Here is a 16,844-nt window from a genome sequence, read left to right as displayed (position 1 = left end):
TGCTGCCTGAGACCGGGCGCTTGCCCTGGGTAGCGGACGGACGGCGGGGAGCGTTACGGGGCGGGTTACCCCGCTCCGGTTCACCGCCACGTCTACGTGGCGGCTCATCACCCCGTCGCTCCGTCATCCGATCATCCCCCGGTGGTCGTGGTGGTCCCTGTCGTGCCCGGCGGCTTGGTGGTCCCGGCCGGCGGCTTGGTCGTTCCGACTGGCGGCTTCGTAGTACCCACTGGCGGCTTGGTCGTGCCCACTGGTGGCTTCGTAGTACCGGCTGGTGGCTTGGTCGTGCCCACTGGCGGCTTCGTCGTGCCGACGGGTGGCTTGGTGGTGGTCACCGGTGGCGTCACCGGCGGGGTGACCGCCGGCGGATTCGGCTTGGGCAGGGCGTCGGGGCTGAACATCGCCGCACCCGTCCCCGCCTTGGCCTCCTCCGGTACGCCGAGGACGCGGCCGTCCGACAAACGCAGGAACACCGGATTCTGGTTGGGCACCATGCCCATCCGCAGCGCCCGGTCCGCCAGGTTCTGCGGCGACTCCAGCGTGCGCACTTCGCGTTCCAGCTGCTCCTGCTGGTCCCGGAGCTGGTCGGCCTGCTGGTTCAGGGCGGTGACCTGAAAGGTGCCTCGCTGCAGCTCGGTGTTGAGCAGCAGCAGGCCCACCAGGCCGGCTGCGAGCAACGCCACCACGAAGATGACGAACGGCATCCGCGGCGGCCGGAACGGCGCGCCGTAGACGACCCGCAGCTTCGGCTCCTGCTTGGTCGCCGGGGCCGGTGTGACCCGTGCCTTGGACGGACTGAACACAGTACTCATCAAGCCACCAGCCCTTTCTCCCGGACGCGTTCGGCCGCCCGCACGCGAACGGAGGCCGACCGCGGGTTCACCGCGAGCTCCTCCTCGGTCGGCCGTTCGGCACCCCGGGTCAGCAACTTCAGGTACGGCTCGTGACCGGCCGGAATCACCGGCAGGTCATCGGGCACGTCGGTCTTGGTCGCGGCCGCCAGCGTCTGCTTGGCGATCCGGTCCTCCAGCGAGTGGTAGCTCATCACCACGATCCGGCCGTGCAGCGCCAGCGCGGCGACCGCCGCCGGCAGCGCGCGCCGCAGTACGTCGAGTTCGCCGTTGACCTCGATCCGCAGAGCCTGGAAGGTCCGCTTGGCCGGGTGTCCCCCGGTCCGCCGGGCCGCCTGCGGGATCGCGTCGCGGACCAGCTCGGACAGCCGGGCGCTGTTGGCGAACGGCTCGGCCTCGCGCGCCTTGACGATCCGGTCCGCGATCCGGCGGGCGAACTTCTCCTCGCCGTACTGGAACAGGATCCGGGCCAGGTCGGCCGCGGAGTAGGTGTTGAGGATGTCCGCGGCCGTGGTCGGCGCGGTGCTGTCCATCCGCATGTCCAGCGGCGCGTTCTGGGCGTAGGCGAAACCACGGTCCGCCTCGTCCAGTTGCATCGAGGAGACACCGAGGTCGAACAGGATCCCGTCGATCGCGGGGATGTCGAGGTCGGCCAGCACCTGCGGCAGTTCGTCGTACACGGCATGCACGAGCGTGATCCGCTCGCCGTACGGCGCGAGCCGCTCGCCGGCCAGTCGCAAGGCCTCCGGGTCGCGGTCCAGTCCGATCAGCCGGGCTTCAGGACAGGTCCGCAGGAATGCTTCGGAGTGACCGCCAAGGCCGAGGGTGGCGTCGACGAGGACGGCACCGGGGTGCGAGAGCGCGGGGCCGAGCAGCGCGACGATGCGGTCCAGCATGACTGGAACATGCCGACCCTCCGCACCGCGCTCTACGCCGCTCATCTCGACCCTTCGATAACAGCGGGAGCGACCCTGCCCCCGCAGGTTGTGCTTGCCGTGCCGTGCCGTCGCGCTGGGGCGGGTGGAGTGCGGTGGAGTTTCGTCCGGTCAGATCGCGGGTTCGCCTTCCGGGGAAGTACCTCTGGTCTTGGCGCCGGGGAAGTGGCGTCAACACCGAGGTCGGAAGTCGGACCCGTGATCTCACCGGACGACTCGTGCTCCGGTTGCTGCTGTTGTACTAGTCGAACTCAGAAGATGCCGGGCAGGACCTCCTCGGACAGGTCGGCGAATGCCTGCTCCTGCTCCGCGGAGTACCGGTTCCAGCTCTCCGTGTTCCAGATCTCCACCCTGTTCATCGCCCCGATGACGACACAGTCGCGATCCAGTCCCGCGTAATCGCGCAGCATCGGCGGGATGGTGACCCGGCCTTGTTTGTCCGGCACCTCGTTCGAGGCGCCGGCGAACAACATCCGCAGGTAGTCCCGGGCACCTTTGTTGGTGATCGGAGCCTGCTTCAGCTGCTCGGTCAGCTGGACGAACTCCGCTTCGGGCCACACGAACAGCGACCGCTCCTGTCCACGAGTGATCACCAGACCCTCCGCCAGCTCGTCCCGGAACTTCGCCGGTAGGAACAGTCGGCCCTTGTCGTCGAGCTTGGGGAAGTGCGTTCCGAGGAACACATTTCACCTCCCCGTTGCGGTCTCTCCGTCTCAGGTCGAGCTATCACTACCACTTCAGTACCACTGCGCTCCACCTTACTCCACTTTCCCCCACCGTCAACGAACTTCGCTCCACTCGGCGCGCATTTCGGCGCGCCGTACGCTGGAGGTCACGGATCGGCAACTGCGGGTGAGGTCCATTTCGATGAACTCCGAAACGACTGGTAACGAAACGCGCGGGGATCTAGGCCCGACCCCTGCCCCGGGTCAGAATGAGTCGGCCATCAACCAAAGGGGAGGACCAAGGGTGAGCACCACCGCGACCAGCTCGGCCATGGATTTCGACGAGCTGACAGAGGTGGCGGGACGGGTCCGCCGAGCCATCGAGACTGTGATCGAGGGCAAACCCGATGTGGTCGAAGTAGCCATCACCGTGCTGCTCGCCGAAGGACATCTACTCATCGAGGACGTACCGGGCGTCGGTAAGACGATGCTCGCCAAGGCGCTGGCCAAGTCGATCGACTGCAGCGTGCGCCGGATCCAGTTCACGCCGGATCTGCTGCCTTCGGACATCACCGGCGTGTCGGTGTTCAACCAGGAGGTCCGCGACTTCGAGTTCAAGCCGGGCGCGGTGTTCGCGAACATCGTCGTCGGCGACGAGATCAACCGGGCGTCACCGAAGACCCAGGCCGCACTGCTGGAGTCGATGGAGGAGCGCCAGGTGACCGTCGACACCACGACGTACCAGCTGGACGCGCCGTTCATGGTGATCGCGACGCAGAACCCGATCGAGATGGAGGGGACCTATCCCCTGCCGGAAGCACAGCGTGACCGCTTCATGGCCCGGCTCTCGATGGGGTACCCCGAGCCGGCCGCCGAGCTGCGGATGCTCGACGGGCACGCCGCCGCCGAGCCGCTGCAGACCCTGCAGCCGGTGACCGACGGCCAGCAGATCCTGCGCCTGGTGAAGACAGTGCACTCCGTGCACGTGTCGGAGTCGGTGAAGGAGTACGCCGTGGCGCTGGTCGGGGCCACCCGCAGGTCGCAGGAGCTCCGGCTGGGTGCCAGCCCTCGAGCCACCCTGCATCTGATCCGGGCCGCGCGTGCCGCTGCCGCACTCGACGCCCGCGAGTTCGTGCTGCCGGACGACATCCAGGAACTCGCCGTACCGGTGCTCGCGCACCGGGTACTCCCGGCCGCCGAAGCTCACCTGGGTGGGCGCGGAGCGGCAGACATCATCGCCGGGCTGGTGGCCTCCGTGCCGCTCCCCCGTAACCGTCGGGACTGAGACATGCGGCAGGCACTGCGCGGGCTGACCACCAGAGGGCGAGCCTTCGTCGCAGCGGGGATCACTGCTTCTCTGTGTGCGTTGCTGCTCGGCCAGAAGGACCTACTCCGCGTCGGCATCCTCCTGGTGGCGCTGCCGATCGTGGCGGCGCTCGTGGTCGGCCGGACCAGGCTGCGCCTGCAGGTGCGCCGCAGTCTGGCGCCGGACCAGGTCCCGGTCGGCACGCAGGCGACGGTGGAGTTGACACTCACCAACCAGGGCCGGATGCCGGCCGGGCTGCTCCTGCTCGAGGACCGTATTCCTTACGTCCTCGGGCATCGGCCGCGGTTCGTCGTCGACCGGGTCAGCCCGAACTGGCGGCGTACGGTCTCCTATCCGGTGAAGTCGGACGTCCGCGGGCTGTTCCAGGTCGGTCCGCTGATGCTGACCGTGGCGGACCCGTTCGGCTTGGTGGAGACCAGCAGGACCTTCACCCGCAGCCAGCACCTGCTGGTGACGCCGCGCGTCTACCGGCTGCCGGAGGTGCGGCTCGGTGCGGATCGGGCGGGCTCGGGCGAGAACCGGCCACGCGCGATCGCGTCGGCCGGCGAAGAGGACGCGACTGTGCGCGAGTACCGCGACGGTGACGACCTGCGGCGGGTGCACTGGCGCTCCACTGCTCGGCGTGGCTCGCTGATGGTGCGTCGCGAGGAGCAGCCGTGGCAGAGCCGCTGCGCGATCTTCCTGGACGCACGCAGCATTTCCCATCACGGGCACGGCCCTTCTTCCAGCCTCGAGTGGGCCGTCAGCGCGGCGGCGTCGGTCGGTATCGACCGGATCCGCCGCGGCTATGTGACCACCCTGCTGGGCGGACCGACCACGCTCTCAGCGATCAGCCACCGTAGCTCGACCGCTGTGCACCAGCCGCTGGTCTCCCAGCAGTTGCTGACCGAGTGCGCGACCGTCGAGGAGCACAAGTACGCCGAGATCGGTCCGCTGCTGACCGTCGACCGGCACATTCAAGACCCCAGCCTGGTGGTGGCTATCGTCGGCGCCTGTACTTCCGAGGACATCACCTCGCTCAACCGCTGGCGTACCAGCCAGGCGACCGGAGTGGCGCTCTTGCTCGATGCGGCAAGCTGGTCAGTAGGCGCGGAAGGCACCGAGAAGGCCGCCCGGCTGACCGCGGCCACTGATGCCACCGAGAACGAACTGCGCCGCAACGGCTGGCGGGTAGCCAGAGTGCAGCGCGGTGACCATCTCCCGACCGTGTGGTCCACCCTCGGACTGCGGAGCGGAAGGATCGCATGACCGTCTCGATGCCACGCCTTCGTACCGGCGGGGAAGCCCGATGACCGGCCACGCCAGGATCTCCCTGGCCTCCTGGGGAGCGACCGTCCTCGGCTCGCTCGTACTGACCCCGGTGTTCTCGGGGCCGTTCCTCTTCGTCAGTGCGTTCTTCTGCGCGGCCGTCACCGGCGTCGGGATCCTGCTGCAGAACCTGCGGGTACCACGGTTCGTCGTACCGGCGGTCCAGTTCGTCGTGCTCGTCGAACTGCTCTCGTTCTTCTTCCTGCGCGACACCTTGCGGTTCGGCCTGGTGCCGTGGCGGCAGACGGTCGTCGAGTTCAACCAGCAGATGGTGAACGCGATGGACTCGATCAATCGCTTCAGCGCGCCGCTGCCGCCCGACTCGCACCTGACGCTGTTCGCCGTCGCGGTGATCTCCGTGACCGGGCTGCTGATCCACCTGATCGCCGTACAGCTCAAGCAGGCCGCGTGGGCGGGGCTGCTGCTCCTGACCATGTACACAGTGCCCGCTGCGACTGTGCACGGTGGACTGCCCGCCCTGCTGTTCATCCCGCCGGCCATCGGCTACATCGTCCTGCTGTCGGCCGAGGGCCGGACCAGGTTGAGCAGATGGGGGCGCCGTATCTCCGGCGTCTCGCACCTGGACGCCGCCGAGCCGATCGAGGCTTCGGCACTGGGCCAGGCCGGCCGGCGGATCGGCCTCAGCGTGGTCGCGCTGGCGGCGCTTCTTCCCGCTCTCCTGCCGGCGCTGCCCGAAGGTGTCATCGGCAACGGCCTTTCCGGCAGTGCGGCCGGCGGCGGAGTCGGCGCGTCGATCTCGGCGACCGATCCCATGCTCGACATGGGCAAGAACCTCAAGCGCGGCGACAACGTCACCGCCCTGACCTACACCGGCGGCCCGGCCGGCGGCACCTATCTACGGCTCACCGCGCTCGATCTGTTCGACGGGAACACCTGGCGGATCTCGCCGCGGCAGACAGGCCACAAGATCACCGGCGACCTGAGCGGACCGCCCGGGTACTCCGGTGACGTGAGCAAGGTGCCGACCACGAAGATGCAGATCGACGTGTCGCGCAGCTTCCGGTCCCAGTTCGCTCCGGTGCCGTACCCCTTGCACTCGATCTCGCTGAAGAACCGCTGGCGCTACGACGCGAGCGCGCTCGACGTGGTGTCGGCCAACGGCCAGGTCGTGGGTGGCCAGAAGTACAGCCTCACGGCGTACGATCTCCAGCCGACTCCCGAGGACCTGTTTGCCAGCATGCCCGGCGGCGAGCCCGACCAGTACACCAGCGACGTCCCGGCCCGGACCGACCCGAAGATCAAAGCCAAGGCCCGCGAGGTCACGGCCGGTGCCGAAGGCAACAAGTACGAGCAGGCGGTCGCACTGCAGAAGTGGTTCCGGACCGAGGGCGGCTTCACCTACAGCACGGCGAACTCGCCCGGCAGCGGGATGCGGGCACTGAGCGCCTTCCTGCTGCAGAACAAGACCGGGTACTGCGAGCAGTTCGCCACCGGGATGGCGCTGATGGCCCGCATCCTCGGCATCCCGTCCCGCGTCGGCATCGGCTTCCTGCCCGGTCAGGCCGGCAAGAGCGGCGAGCACATCGTCCGGATGCACGACATGCATGCCTGGCCCGAGCTGTATTTCCAGGGCATCGGCTGGGTCCGGTTCGAGCCGACGCCGTCGACTCAAGCCGCCACCACGCCGAGCTGGACCGACTCGTCCGGCGTTGTCATCACCCCGACTACTGCGCCGACCACCGCACCCACGACGCCGGGCGACGCCGAGTCCCCCGACATCAGCAAGCCGAAGGACCCGCGCGACGGGCCCGACAGCGCCGGCCTCGCGCCGGTCGACACAGGCAACTGGTTCACCAACGGCGGCGGCAAGGCGATCGCGCTGACCCTCGGCGTACTGCTCGTGCTGTGCATCCCGTGGCTGATCCGCGCGTTGACCAGGCGGAAGCGGTTCGCCCGCGCACCTGGACGAGCCGGCGTCGAAGGGTTGTGGGCGGAGATCCGCGACGGCTCGCGCGACCTCGGCCTCGACTGGTCGGACACGGCGACGCCGCGACAACTAGGCGATTGGCTGGTCACACAGCTTCCGGCTGACGCCCACCCCGCGGCCCTGCGCCTCGCCCGCGGCGTCGAAGCCGTCCGGTACGCCGGTCTCACGGACCCGAAGGTCGACCTTCGAGCCGAGGCACGCACGGTCAGCAAGGGCCTCTGGAGCCAGGCGAAGCTCGCCCGCCGCTGGCGCGCGAGACTGCTGCCGCCGTCGTGGCGCTGGTACCTCAACCGAGGCAGCAGCGAAGCCTCCGACCTCCTCGACGAGTTCGACCTAGCGCTCGCCCGCCTCCGCTCCCTACTCCTCCCCCACCGCCGCCGCCCCGCCAACTAACCCAACCCCTCGCGTCCGAAGAACTGTAGGCCACCCTTCAGTTCTTCGGACGCATTCATGTCAGCCTGCTTGAGCACACGTGCCCACCCCAGAGCTCCACCCAGAGCGCAAGCCGACCACAACTTGCTCGGCTCTCCCGACTGTCTTACCTCTGCGAGCTTTCTCGCTTGAACCGACGCGAGGCGCGAGACGGTGGTTGGGTGTGGCGGGCGCGCGAACGTAGTACGGGTGGTGCGGTGGGGGCTGGGCGACGTGCGGAAACCAGAACCACACCCGGCGCCGAGGCGTGGGGTGTGGTTTGGGTGTCGGTGTCAGCCGGGCGGGATCGTCAGCGGCGTGAGGACGTCAGAGGTCCTCGTCGCGGCGGCGGCGCCAGCGGTCTTCCATCCGCTCCATGAAACTGCCGGAGGAGTCGTGTTTGGTTCGGTGCCGCCTCGACTGCGGCGGGGGCGGCGGGATGTCGTCCGCGTCGCCTGCGTTGCTGATCCGCTTCATGCTCAGCGCGGCGATGTAGAGGCACGCGACCATCACGATGAAGCCGAAGACTCCGATGATGGTGTTGGGGATGATCGCGCCGGCCATCAGTATGACGATGCCCAGCACGAATCCGACGCCGGCAAGAATTGCCCGGCGCTTGTAGTACAAGCGCACATTGGTCCCTCGCATGGCGGAAACGAACTTCGGGTCTTCCGCAGCGAGGGCGCGTTCGAGCTGCTCGAACTGGCGCTGCTCTTCTTCCGAGAGGGGCACCGTCGATCCCTCCATGGTGAGCGCGATCTCGATAGGCCAGCTCCAGTCTAGGCCGCCGGTGCGGTCCACGAAACCCTGACCGCCCCTCCCGCGCGTCACGGTCCCACAACTCCACACCGTAACCACCCCGATTTCCCGCCCTACCCCCCTCAAACCCCACCTTTTCCCCGCTCGCCAGTCACAACCGCACGCACCCAATCTCAACAACTCCACCCCGCCCTGCCACTGCCAGTAACCACCCTCACCAGCCCGAGGCGAGACTGACCACCCCGAGGCGAGCCGCAAGTCCCACCAGCCCTTCGTCCGCACTGCACCCGGTAGCGCCGCTTAGCAGGCGGTGCCGATTACCGGGTCTCGGCGCTGGCGGCTGGCCACGGACTAGACGGTTGCGCCGGTACTGAGCACCGGCGGCTGGCGGGTAGCGGGTTGTTTGCACCGGCTACTGGGCGGCCCAGGAGGCGTGGTTAGCGGGTGGCGAGGATGTGGAGCACGGTGGCTATGGCACGGGAGGCGCAGTGCCGACTCGCGGAGTTCCACATCGGCCCGGGCTGCGGTCAGCCGCAGGCGTCGGCCGCGGGGGCGGTTAGCGGGTGGCGAAGATGCGAAGTTGGGTGGTTATCGCACGGAGGGCGCAGTGCCGACTCGCGGAGTTCCACATCGGCCAGGGTTGCGGTCAGCCCCAGGCGTCGGCCGGCGGTGGCGGGTAGCGGGACGGCGCAGTGCCGACTCGCGGAGTTCCACATCGGCCCGGGCTGCAGTCGGCCGCAGGCGTCGGTCGGCGGTGGTGGTTAGCGGGTGGCGAGGATGTGGAGTTGGGTGGCGATTGCGCGGAAAGCCGGGTGTTGGCTGGCGGAGCGTTCCAGGTCGGCCAAGGCTTCGGCAGCGCCTGGTTCGGAGTCGACGAAGGCGGAGGGGACGAGGTCCGTGAAGGTGCGTACGCCGTGGATCGTGTGCACCATGAATCCTGCGTCAGCAAGGAGTCCGGTGATGCCGACTTCGTCGAAGCGGCGGGGCATCGGGTCCGTCGGCCCCCAGCGCCCGTCCGCGTCCTGCAGGGCGACCCGCGCCTCGGCGAGATGTCCGGCGAGAGCGCGCGCCAGCACGACAGCGTTGCGTTGGGCAACCAAGAGACTGAGTACGCCGCCCTCGCGCAGTACGGACGCCATCGCCTGCAAAGCCTGAGCGGGATCATCGACAACCTCGAGCACACCGTGACAGAGCACGGCATCGGCACTCGACTCCCCGGCGAGCCCTGGCAACTCGGCGGCATCACCCTGAACTCCGTGCACGAGCTTGCTGACACCTTCATCACTGGCGCGACGCTCGAGCGAAGCCAGTGCATCCGGACTCGGGTCGACGACCGTGACCCGGTGCCCTTCCACAGCAAGCGGTACGGCGAACCCGCCGGTGCCGCCGCCGAGATCGACGATGTCCAATCCGGCACCGGGATCGATTCGGGCCCGACCGGCCAGTGCGACCCGCAGAGCTTCGGCGACCAGCGCCGTACGTACCGAGGCGGCGTCGATCGACCATCGTGAATGCCCTCCTCGGCTACGAACCCGTTGCGGGCAACACCTTACTTCCCACCCCACCACCCCCAGCCCCCCGAGGTCACCCCCACCCAAACGCGCGCCTCAACTACCTCGCGCCGCCCGTACGACGAGCACCCGGTACGACGAGTACCCGGTACGACGAGTCGCGGTAAGACGCGCAGGATCGCCTGGCGTGGATCAACGCCAGGCGACCCACCACGAATCCAACGTCGGGCGGACTGGCTGGAACTGGAACCTGGATGGGCATGTGCCTGCTGGCTCGCCGCGTCGTTGAGCTGGATCAGGTTGCGCGCGGCGGCTGGCGATCCTGGCCGTGGTGGACGCGTCGTTGGGCTAGATCTGGTTGAGCGGGGCGGGCTGGCGATGCCGGGCGCGGCGGACGCGGCGTTGGGCTCGGTCTGATTGAGGACGGCGGGCTGACGACCCCCACCGCGGCAGACGCGTCGCTGAGCTCGATCAGGTTGAGCCCGGCGGGCTGGCGACCACCACCACCGCGGCGGACGACCGCGAGCGTTGTGCGCCCTCGATGCCGCGCCGTTCGCGTCGTTGAGCTGGATCAGGTTGCGCGCGTCGGGCTGGCGATGCCAGCCGCGGCGCGTCGTGGAGCTCGATCAGGCGGACGGTGTACTGCGTGACGCCATTCGTCAGCTCGTTTCGGGCGGGGCGGGCCGATGCCCTACCTCTAGCGGCGTGACGTGGGTGAACAGGCGGCGGGGAGGGGCGCCGCGACCTCCGGACCGCCCACCTGCAAACCCTGTGACAGATCCTCCGCGACTAGCTGGCTTGCATCCAGGGTTGGGCTAGGACTGATTCGGGGGCGAAGGTGGTGGTGAGGGTTGGCTGGGTGGCCAGGTGGAGGCTGGACTCGACCAGCTCGTAGAAGGTTTCTACGGCGCGGACCAGGTCGTCGGCCTCGCGGGTGGTGACGGCTCGCTCCAGGCCCGCCTCGGCGGCGGCGCGCTGGGTGGCACCGGCGGCGAAGAAGCTTGCCCATTCGCCGAACTCGGGGGCGACCTCGGCGAGCAGCACCCAGGCATTGCGCTGGACGCGTCGCCGCGGGCCGGACCGCACCGGGCGAGCCCGCACGGCGAGCACCGCCGCGGCGACCCGGAGGGCTGCCACGTGAGCGCTCGAATACTTCAGCAGGTGGTCGGTTGACTCGCGGGCCTCGGCCAGCGCAGCGCGTGCGCGGGACAGGTCGCGGCTGGCCGAGCCAGCGGCTGCCGGTGAAACCGGTGAAACTGTCATCGGTCCGTCACCCTCTCCAGTTGCCAGCGGCCGGAGTCCGGGTCGTGCGCGAGATCGAACATCTCGCGACGACCGTGCCGGCCGCACCCCGCCTCTACTCGGAAGACCGCCCGTTGCGGCCCCCAATCAGCGTCCAACACTCCGACGGCCGCAGATGATCCCGCCACCGCGGTGGCCGTCGCCGCACCGACACCCGAGCCGATCACGCCGCGCTCCCACCAGGCGGCGGTCTCCACCCACTGGGCCTCGACGGCACAGACCCGCCAGAGCCGGCCTCGCCACAGGAACTGCTCCGGAGTCTCGATGCCGTCCACGACGCCTGAACGCACCTCAACGGCTTCGTCGAACTCCCACATGCTCCATCGCCTCCTGTGTGCGAACTTCTTCCCCTGGGCAGCGGCCCGGTGGGTGGGCGCCGGGTGGGGGTCGAGGTCCACCACGGCGCCCGGCCCACCGGGACCGCCGGTTACCGATGCGGCCGCAACTCCGCACCGGAGTCGTCCAGTTGCTCCGATCGGCCCCTGCTGGTCTCCCGACGACACCGGCCTGGGGTCAATCGAACATCTGTTCGAACACTTGAAGCGTAGCGCTGCCCGCCGACAATCGTCAACGGGACGTAAGGCCGGCGTGGTTTCCGGCCGCCGATCCGCCGGACAGACTGAGATTCCAGCCTGAGCCGAGCCGAGGAGTCCGATGCCGACACCGAGCCGACGCACCGTAGCCGTCACCGCGCTTGCGGTGGCAGCCGTCGTCGCAGCGGTCGCGTTGCCGCTGTTCCAGCCGTGGCGGCTCTTCACCGACAAGGTTGTCGACGAAGCGCTCCCTGGCACCGGTCCGATCTCCATGACCTCATCCTCACCGGCGCCACCGACAATTTCCGGCGCCCCGGGTCGGACCCCCGCCAAGACGCCCGGTTCGGACGCGACCTCGGCGCCCGTAGTACAGGCGTCGGGTCGGTTCGTCTCTCACGAGCACCACACGGAAGGGGCGGTGGCCGTCATTCGGCTTCCGGGCGGAGCGCGGGTACTCAGGCTGACCGGGCTGGACACCTCCGATGGGCCGGCCCTGGAAGTCTGGCTCAGTGAAGCCGCGGTGGTCGAGGGCAAGGCCGGCTGGCATGTGTTCGACGACGGCCGCTATCGGAGCCTCGGGCAACTGAAGGGCAATCACGGCAATCAGAACTACGCCATCCCCAGCGATGTCGACCTGTCGGTCTTCAAGAGCGTTTCGATCTGGTGCAACCACTTCAACGTCTCTTTCGGCGCAGCTCAACTCGCCCTCGACTGAGCCTGTGGAAAACGTCAGGTGACATCGGCGAGATCGAACTAGAGTCGCCGTATGACCAAGACAGGGTTTGTTTCGGCAAGGAGGCTGAGCGCCGGCTTCCACGACGACGTGATCCGGCCGTTGCTGGGCGAAACCCTTTATGCAGCAGGCTTGCTGGGCTGGGGCTCCGATGTCCTCGGCTACGACACGGAGCGCTCCACCGACCATGGTTGGGGCCCGCGAATGCATGTCCTGGTGGATGCGGGCGACGTCGAGCGGATCACCGAGCTGATCGAGGCGCACCTACCCATGCAGTACAAGGGGTATGACGTCCGGTTCGGGTGGGACGGTCAGGAGCCCGTGCACCACATCACGGTGAAGACGGTCGGCGAGTGGCTCGACGGTCAGGTCGGTCGGGATGTCAGCGACGGCATGACCATCGAGGACTGGCTCGTCACGCCGCAGCAGCAATTGCTCGGGGTCGTCGCCGGGCCGGTGTACGCCGACGACGGCCGGCTGCAACGCGTTCGTACTGCGCTCAGCTGGTATCCGGATGACGTCTGGCACTGGATGCTCGCCTGCCAATGGTCCCGGATCGCGCAGGAGGAGGCTTTCGTCCAACGCACCGCGGAAGTCGGCGACGAGCTCGGATCACGAGTCGTCACGGCTCGCCTGGCCCGCGACCTGATGCGGCTGGCGCTGCTGATGGCCCGCGCCTACGCGCCGTACACGAAATGGCTCGGTACGGCGTTTGCGCGGCTGGGGCATCCCGACGGGCTCGACCGCGACCTGGTCGAGGCGGTCGGTGCGGCGACTCTCGAGCAAAGGGAGAAGGCACTGACCACCGCGTGCGAGAAGGCCGGGCGGCGGCACAACGAACTCGGTATCACGGAGTACGTCGATCCGCTGCCGAGGCAGTACTTCGACCGGCCGGCGACCGTGCTCGACGCCGGGCGTTTCGTGCAAGCGTGTCTGGCGAAGGTCGACGATCAACGGCTGCACGAGCTAGGACTGGTCGGCGGTATCGACCAGTTCGCGGACAACACCGATGTGCTCAGTAATCCGGCCGTCTACCGACGGCTGGTCACCATGTACGAAGAATAGGGTTTCAGCTGTGAGTACTCATCCCAATGTCCAACTGGTCGCGGAGGCACTTGAGGCGGCCGGTGCGACCGGTGTGATCCGGATTCTCGACGAGGCGGTGCCGACGGCCGCGGCCGCCGCAGCCGAGCTCGGCTGCGAGGTCGGCGCGATCGCGAACAGCCTGATCTTCGACGGCGACGGCGAGCCGGTACTGATCCTCACCTCGGGTGCGCATCGGGTCGACACGGCCAAGATCGCCGCGGAGCTGGGCGTCACCAAGCTGCGCCGGGCCACGCCGGAGTTCGTCAAGGAGCACACTGGTCAGTCGATCGGCGGGGTCGCGCCGGTCGGCCACCCGGCGCCGGTGCGGACGCTGGTCGACACGGCTCTCGACGAGTACTCCGAGGTGTGGGCGGCCGCCGGGATTCCCCACTCGGTCTTCCCGACCACCTACACCGAACTCCTCAACCTCACCAACGGCACACCGGTAACAGTCAACTAGGCGTCGTTGAAGAGGCTCGCGGTTGACGAGTCACCCCCTGCCTCTAAGCGCGAGACAGGGGGCAGCCGGCGTGCTTGTCGTAGGTGTTGCCTCCGAGCAGCATCAGGTCCGAGTTCGCGAGCGATTCCTCGGTCTGCCGGGCCGCCTCCTGGCTGAACTAGCTGGATCAGCTGAGGAGCGTGCGGATCTGCGAGCGGACGAAGGTGCGAGCGAGGTGGGCTCGGTGGAGGCGCCACGGCGACCAAGGCGGGGAGCCGGTGGCGGCGTACCGGCGGTTGCGGATGTCTTGTACTACGGCAAGCGGCGCGCCGAGTGACGGGAGTTCTGCGATCGCGGCCTGCTTGGTGATCAGGTGGCCGTCTTGGAGAGTACGACGGGCGCGGGCGACGGTGATCATGCCTAGGTCGACCCAGATGTCGGTGTACCAGCGGGTGCGCTTGGCGGTCGCCGGGTACCAGAAGTCTTGCAGGTCGCGGCGGATGAAGGCAGCCAGTTCCTCGTCAGTAGTTGCCGGAAGCAACGATGAAGGCGGCGGACCGAAAAGCGCCATATCCCCGAGAGTCAGTTCTCGACGGCTGACCGGCGTCACCGGCCGGTCGAAGTACCGCTCCTGCGCGAACGTCGGATGACGCAACGAGGCGTCGCCCAACTCCCCCACCGGCACATACGTGCAGTGCAGCTTCTTCCCCAGCGGTGTCGACTTCATCAGACCCCGGTGAACCTCGATCAACCCAGCTGGATCCCCCACCGGAGAATCCAGCACTGCGATCACGTCGAAGTCACTGCGCCCGAGCACGAAGTCGCCGAGCGCCAACGACCCGTGCAGCCACACAGCGCGCACAGGAAGCACCGCACGGATGGAAGCGACGAAGCCGCCCAGCAAAGACTGGACGGCTTCGTCGGACATGCGGCAGATCTTAGAAGGCCGGCTTCAGATCCACATCCGCAGCGCGGACGTACACCATCCGGTGGCCGAACCAGATCTGGTAGTACCGGTCCGTGCCGAGCACCTGGACGTGATCCGTCGGCGGCTCACCAGCGAACGTCACGGCCCGGTAGTAGTCCGTCTCGATGTTCGCGTCGCCCACCGGATAAGCCTGTCCCGCGCCGATCGTGTACTGCAGCGGCGTGACGGTCTGATACGGAATACCCGCCGGGTACGCCGCCTGCTCGGGGTACGCCCGGCCGTAGACCGGCACGCTCGCCTTGCCCGCCTTCGGCTTCACCACGAGCCCCGGCTTGGCAAACGCGTCCGGTGCCGACGCCGGGTTCTTGAACCAGCCCTTGGCGCCCAGGTACCAAACGGCCACCCAGTCCCCCGACCGCTCAGCCACGACGTACTTCGAACCGGCTGCAGCCCGCGCACCGATGTCGGACACCTGCGTGGTGCTGTCAGCGCCGTTCGGCCGGTTGCCCAGGTCCTTGACCAGCGGAGCGGCGTCGTCCGGCGCCTGCCGCAGGTAGACGAAGTTGGTGCCCTGCGGCGCGCAGGTGCCGTCGGGGTTGCACCCGGTGACCACCTGCACGTTGTCGGAGAAGCCAGGCTTCACCGTGACGATCGAGCCGACCCGGACCGGGAAGATGTTGTGCCCGTAGATCGGCGCGCCCAGCAGGTCGAAGTAGTGCTCCCAGTCCCAGTACGGTCCCGGATCCCAGTGCATGCCGGCCACGGTCGAGGGGATCGTGCCGGACACCTGGTCGTGACCGATGATGTGCGCGCGGTCCAGCGGGATGTTGTTCTTCTGCGCCAGGTAGCGGACCAGCCGAGCCGAGTTCCGGTAGAGCGCCTCGGTGTACCAGGTCGCGCCCTGGGCCGCGAAGCCTTCGTGCTCGATACCGATCGAGTGCATGTTGACGTACCAGTTGCCGGCGTGCCAGGCGACGTTCTTAGTGTCGACGTGCTGCCAGATGTGCCCGTCGGAGGACCGCATCGTGTAGTGCCAGCTCACGTACGTCGGGTCCTGGATCAGGTTCAGCGTCCCCTGCCAGCCGCCCTCGGTGTCGTGGATGACGATGTAGTCGATCTTGCCGGTCTTCGGCCGGTTCGCCAGGTCGTGGTTGCCGTAGTCACCGGCACCAGGCCCGTACTGCGAGTAGGGCGCCGGCAGCGACTCGCAATCCAGCTGGGCGGGGCACTCGGTGGCGGCGGCGGCCTTGGTAGCCGCGCGCAGTCCGGTCCGGGCGAGCTGCGACTTGGCAGGCGTGACCTTTACAGCAGGCATGACGATCTGCTGCCCAGTGTTCGTCGTACGAGCTGCGCCGCGGGCGAGGATCGCGTAGACGTCGTCAGCGAAGGCAGAAGCGCCCGCCTGGTCCGACGCACCGGAGTACGAGCCGACAGCGCCGTACCAGTCGGCAGCGGAGGTGTCGGCGCCTACCGGGAGCTTCAGTGAACGCTGGTAGTCGGCCAGCAGGGCTGCACCACCGGCGATGTTCGCCGCAGGGTCGTTGCGCAGGGCAACCGGCTCGAGCCCGGTCAGCGTCGACGCCTTCTCCAGTGTGCGCAGAGAGTCGGCCTTGGCCACCTCGGTGCCGCCGGACCGCTCCTCGAGCTCACCAGGGTCGACGGACGTCAGGTGCATCAGCCCGTACCCGCCCGACGTGCTGGGCTTGCCCGCGTGATCGTCCCAGCGCGTCTCGGCGTACGACACAGCCAGTAGCACCGACTCCGGTACGCCGTACTTCTGCGACGCAGCCTCGAACGCTGACGCGGCAGCCTGTGTGGACGGCCCGGGCGAAGCGGCAGCAGCCGGTGGACCGCCGGACGACACGCCGATCACGGATATGGGCAGCGCTACCGCTGCCAGTGCGGCGAGAATCTTCGGACGACGAAGCATGATTGATCTCCCTGACCCGTATGGGGGTGGCCGGGCTGATAGTCACACAGACCAGCAGCCTGTTCACTTTGGGTCGCAAACAAGCCGATGTCAACGGTTAACCAAAACTCGGATCGAAAGGTTCGATACTGACCACGCGTATCGTCCGACTGGGTTGCAACTGAGGGTTACGGAGTAC

The 16,844-nt window shown here is 68.1% G+C and carries 15 protein-coding genes; 6 read left to right on the top strand and 9 right to left on the bottom strand.

The genetic code is table 11. The features are described 5' to 3' along the window. Window positions 1–131 precede the first annotated feature (131 nt). The 3 genes from DIZ26_RS12120 to mraZ form a co-directional block, all read right to left on the bottom strand. Complete coding sequence (locus DIZ26_RS12120) at window positions 132–812, bottom strand: hypothetical protein (protein ID WP_112240459.1); 681 nt, start codon at window positions 810–812, stop codon at window positions 132–134. Continuing rightward, a complete protein-coding gene (gene rsmH / locus DIZ26_RS12115; RefSeq protein ID WP_112240458.1) occupies window positions 812–1,792 on the bottom strand; it encodes a 16S rRNA (cytosine(1402)-N(4))-methyltransferase RsmH in 981 nt (326 codons plus the stop codon). The genes DIZ26_RS12120 and rsmH overlap by 1 nt, the downstream gene beginning before the upstream one ends. A gap of 245 nt (window positions 1,793–2,037) precedes the next feature. Continuing rightward, entirely contained in the window at window positions 2,038–2,469 is a 432-nt protein-coding gene (gene mraZ, locus DIZ26_RS12110; RefSeq protein WP_112240456.1) for a division/cell wall cluster transcriptional repressor MraZ, read from the bottom strand. Between the two features lie 313 nt (window positions 2,470–2,782). Between mraZ and DIZ26_RS12105 the strand changes: the two genes are divergently transcribed. Genes DIZ26_RS12105 through DIZ26_RS12095 form a run of 3 tightly spaced genes read left to right on the top strand, consistent with a single transcriptional unit; the run spans window position 2,783 to window position 7,427 of the window. Continuing rightward, complete coding sequence (locus tag DIZ26_RS12105) at window positions 2,783–3,736, top strand: AAA family ATPase (protein ID WP_112241121.1); 954 nt, start codon at window positions 2,783–2,785, stop codon at window positions 3,734–3,736. 3 nt (window positions 3,737–3,739) lie between these two features. After that, window positions 3,740–5,026 (top strand): DUF58 domain-containing protein, encoded by a 1,287-nt coding sequence (locus DIZ26_RS12100; protein WP_112240454.1) that lies wholly within the window; start codon window positions 3,740–3,742, stop codon window positions 5,024–5,026. 40 nt (window positions 5,027–5,066) lie between these two features. Next, window positions 5,067–7,427, top strand: a complete 2,361-nt coding sequence (locus DIZ26_RS12095) for a transglutaminase family protein (RefSeq protein WP_112240452.1) — start codon at window positions 5,067–5,069, stop codon at window positions 7,425–7,427. Between the two features lie 345 nt (window positions 7,428–7,772). On the opposite strand, the gene DIZ26_RS12090 is transcribed toward DIZ26_RS12095, so the two are convergent. The 4 genes from DIZ26_RS12090 to DIZ26_RS12075 all read right to left on the bottom strand — a co-directional run bounded on the left by DIZ26_RS12090 (window position 7,773) and on the right by DIZ26_RS12075 (window position 11,334). Then, window positions 7,773–8,246: a DUF3040 domain-containing protein gene (locus DIZ26_RS12090; RefSeq protein WP_232828286.1), complete on the bottom strand. Its 474-nt coding sequence runs from the start codon at window positions 8,244–8,246 to the stop codon at window positions 7,773–7,775. Between the two features lie 719 nt (window positions 8,247–8,965). After that, window positions 8,966–9,769 (bottom strand): class I SAM-dependent methyltransferase, encoded by an 804-nt coding sequence (locus DIZ26_RS12085; protein WP_232828285.1) that lies wholly within the window; start codon window positions 9,767–9,769, stop codon window positions 8,966–8,968. 735 nt (window positions 9,770–10,504) lie between these two features. Continuing rightward, window positions 10,505–10,978 (bottom strand): SAV_6107 family HEPN domain-containing protein, encoded by a 474-nt coding sequence (locus tag DIZ26_RS12080; RefSeq protein WP_112240448.1) that lies wholly within the window; start codon window positions 10,976–10,978, stop codon window positions 10,505–10,507. Continuing rightward, window positions 10,975–11,334 (bottom strand): DUF6504 family protein, encoded by a 360-nt coding sequence (locus DIZ26_RS12075; RefSeq protein ID WP_112240446.1) that lies wholly within the window; start codon window positions 11,332–11,334, stop codon window positions 10,975–10,977. The genes DIZ26_RS12080 and DIZ26_RS12075 overlap by 4 nt, the downstream gene beginning before the upstream one ends. Before the next feature lie 337 nt (window positions 11,335–11,671). Here DIZ26_RS12075 and DIZ26_RS12070 point away from each other — a divergent pair, with 337 nt between their 5' ends. From DIZ26_RS12070 to DIZ26_RS12060, 3 genes are read left to right on the top strand one after another with little or no spacing between them, the layout of a single operon-like run. Continuing rightward, entirely contained in the window at window positions 11,672–12,265 is a 594-nt protein-coding gene (locus DIZ26_RS12070) for a DM13 domain-containing protein (protein ID WP_112240444.1), read from the top strand. Window positions 12,266–12,316: 51 nt separating this feature from the next. Next, complete coding sequence (locus DIZ26_RS12065; RefSeq protein WP_112240443.1) at window positions 12,317–13,348, top strand: DUF4037 domain-containing protein; 1,032 nt, start codon at window positions 12,317–12,319, stop codon at window positions 13,346–13,348. A gap of 10 nt (window positions 13,349–13,358) precedes the next feature. Then, window positions 13,359–13,829 carry a YbaK/EbsC family protein gene (locus DIZ26_RS12060; RefSeq protein WP_112240441.1) on the top strand — a complete coding sequence of 157 codons (471 nt, stop codon included), beginning with the start codon at window positions 13,359–13,361 and terminating at the stop codon, window positions 13,827–13,829. Between the two features lie 166 nt (window positions 13,830–13,995). Here DIZ26_RS12060 and DIZ26_RS12055 read toward each other — a convergent pair whose 3' ends face one another. Continuing rightward, window positions 13,996–14,736, bottom strand: coding sequence for a nucleotidyltransferase (locus tag DIZ26_RS12055; RefSeq protein ID WP_112240439.1), 741 nt, complete (start codon window positions 14,734–14,736; stop codon window positions 13,996–13,998). A 10-nt stretch (window positions 14,737–14,746) separates the two neighbouring features. Beyond that, the gene (locus DIZ26_RS12050; RefSeq protein WP_112240437.1) at window positions 14,747–16,666 is read right to left on the bottom strand and encodes an N-acetylmuramoyl-L-alanine amidase; all 1,920 of its coding nucleotides are present in this window, start codon (window positions 16,664–16,666) and stop codon (window positions 14,747–14,749) included. Window positions 16,667–16,844: the final 178 nt, after the last annotated feature.

Source organism: Kribbella monticola (assembly GCF_003261635.1).
Classification (GTDB): Bacteria; Actinomycetota; Actinomycetes; order Propionibacteriales; family Kribbellaceae; genus Kribbella; species Kribbella monticola.
The sequence above is the reverse complement of the archived record's forward strand: the minus strand, read 5'-3'. Positions and strand labels throughout refer to the sequence as shown.

Excerpts from the sequence above, each read along its gene's own strand:
- DIZ26_RS12120 (WP_112240459.1), bottom strand. The coding sequence starts at position 812 with ATGAGTACTGTGTTCAGTCCGTCCAAGGCACGGGTCACACCGGCCCCG.
- rsmH (WP_112240458.1), bottom strand. The coding sequence starts at position 1,792 with ATGAGCGGCGTAGAGCGCGGTGCGGAGGGTCGGCATGTTCCAGTCATG.
- DIZ26_RS12105 (WP_112241121.1), top strand. The coding sequence starts at position 2,783 with ATGGATTTCGACGAGCTGACAGAGGTGGCGGGACGGGTCCGCCGAGCC.
- DIZ26_RS12100 (WP_112240454.1), top strand. The coding sequence starts at position 3,740 with ATGCGGCAGGCACTGCGCGGGCTGACCACCAGAGGGCGAGCCTTCGTC.
- DIZ26_RS12095 (WP_112240452.1), top strand. The coding sequence starts at position 5,067 with ATGACCGGCCACGCCAGGATCTCCCTGGCCTCCTGGGGAGCGACCGTC.
- DIZ26_RS12080 (WP_112240448.1), bottom strand. The coding sequence starts at position 10,978 with ATGACAGTTTCACCGGTTTCACCGGCAGCCGCTGGCTCGGCCAGCCGC.
- DIZ26_RS12075 (WP_112240446.1), bottom strand. The coding sequence starts at position 11,334 with ATGTGGGAGTTCGACGAAGCCGTTGAGGTGCGTTCAGGCGTCGTGGAC.
- DIZ26_RS12070 (WP_112240444.1), top strand. The coding sequence starts at position 11,672 with ATGCCGACACCGAGCCGACGCACCGTAGCCGTCACCGCGCTTGCGGTG.
- DIZ26_RS12065 (WP_112240443.1), top strand. The coding sequence starts at position 12,317 with ATGACCAAGACAGGGTTTGTTTCGGCAAGGAGGCTGAGCGCCGGCTTC.
- DIZ26_RS12055 (WP_112240439.1), bottom strand. The coding sequence starts at position 14,736 with ATGTCCGACGAAGCCGTCCAGTCTTTGCTGGGCGGCTTCGTCGCTTCC.
- DIZ26_RS12050 (WP_112240437.1), bottom strand. The coding sequence starts at position 16,666 with ATGCTTCGTCGTCCGAAGATTCTCGCCGCACTGGCAGCGGTAGCGCTG.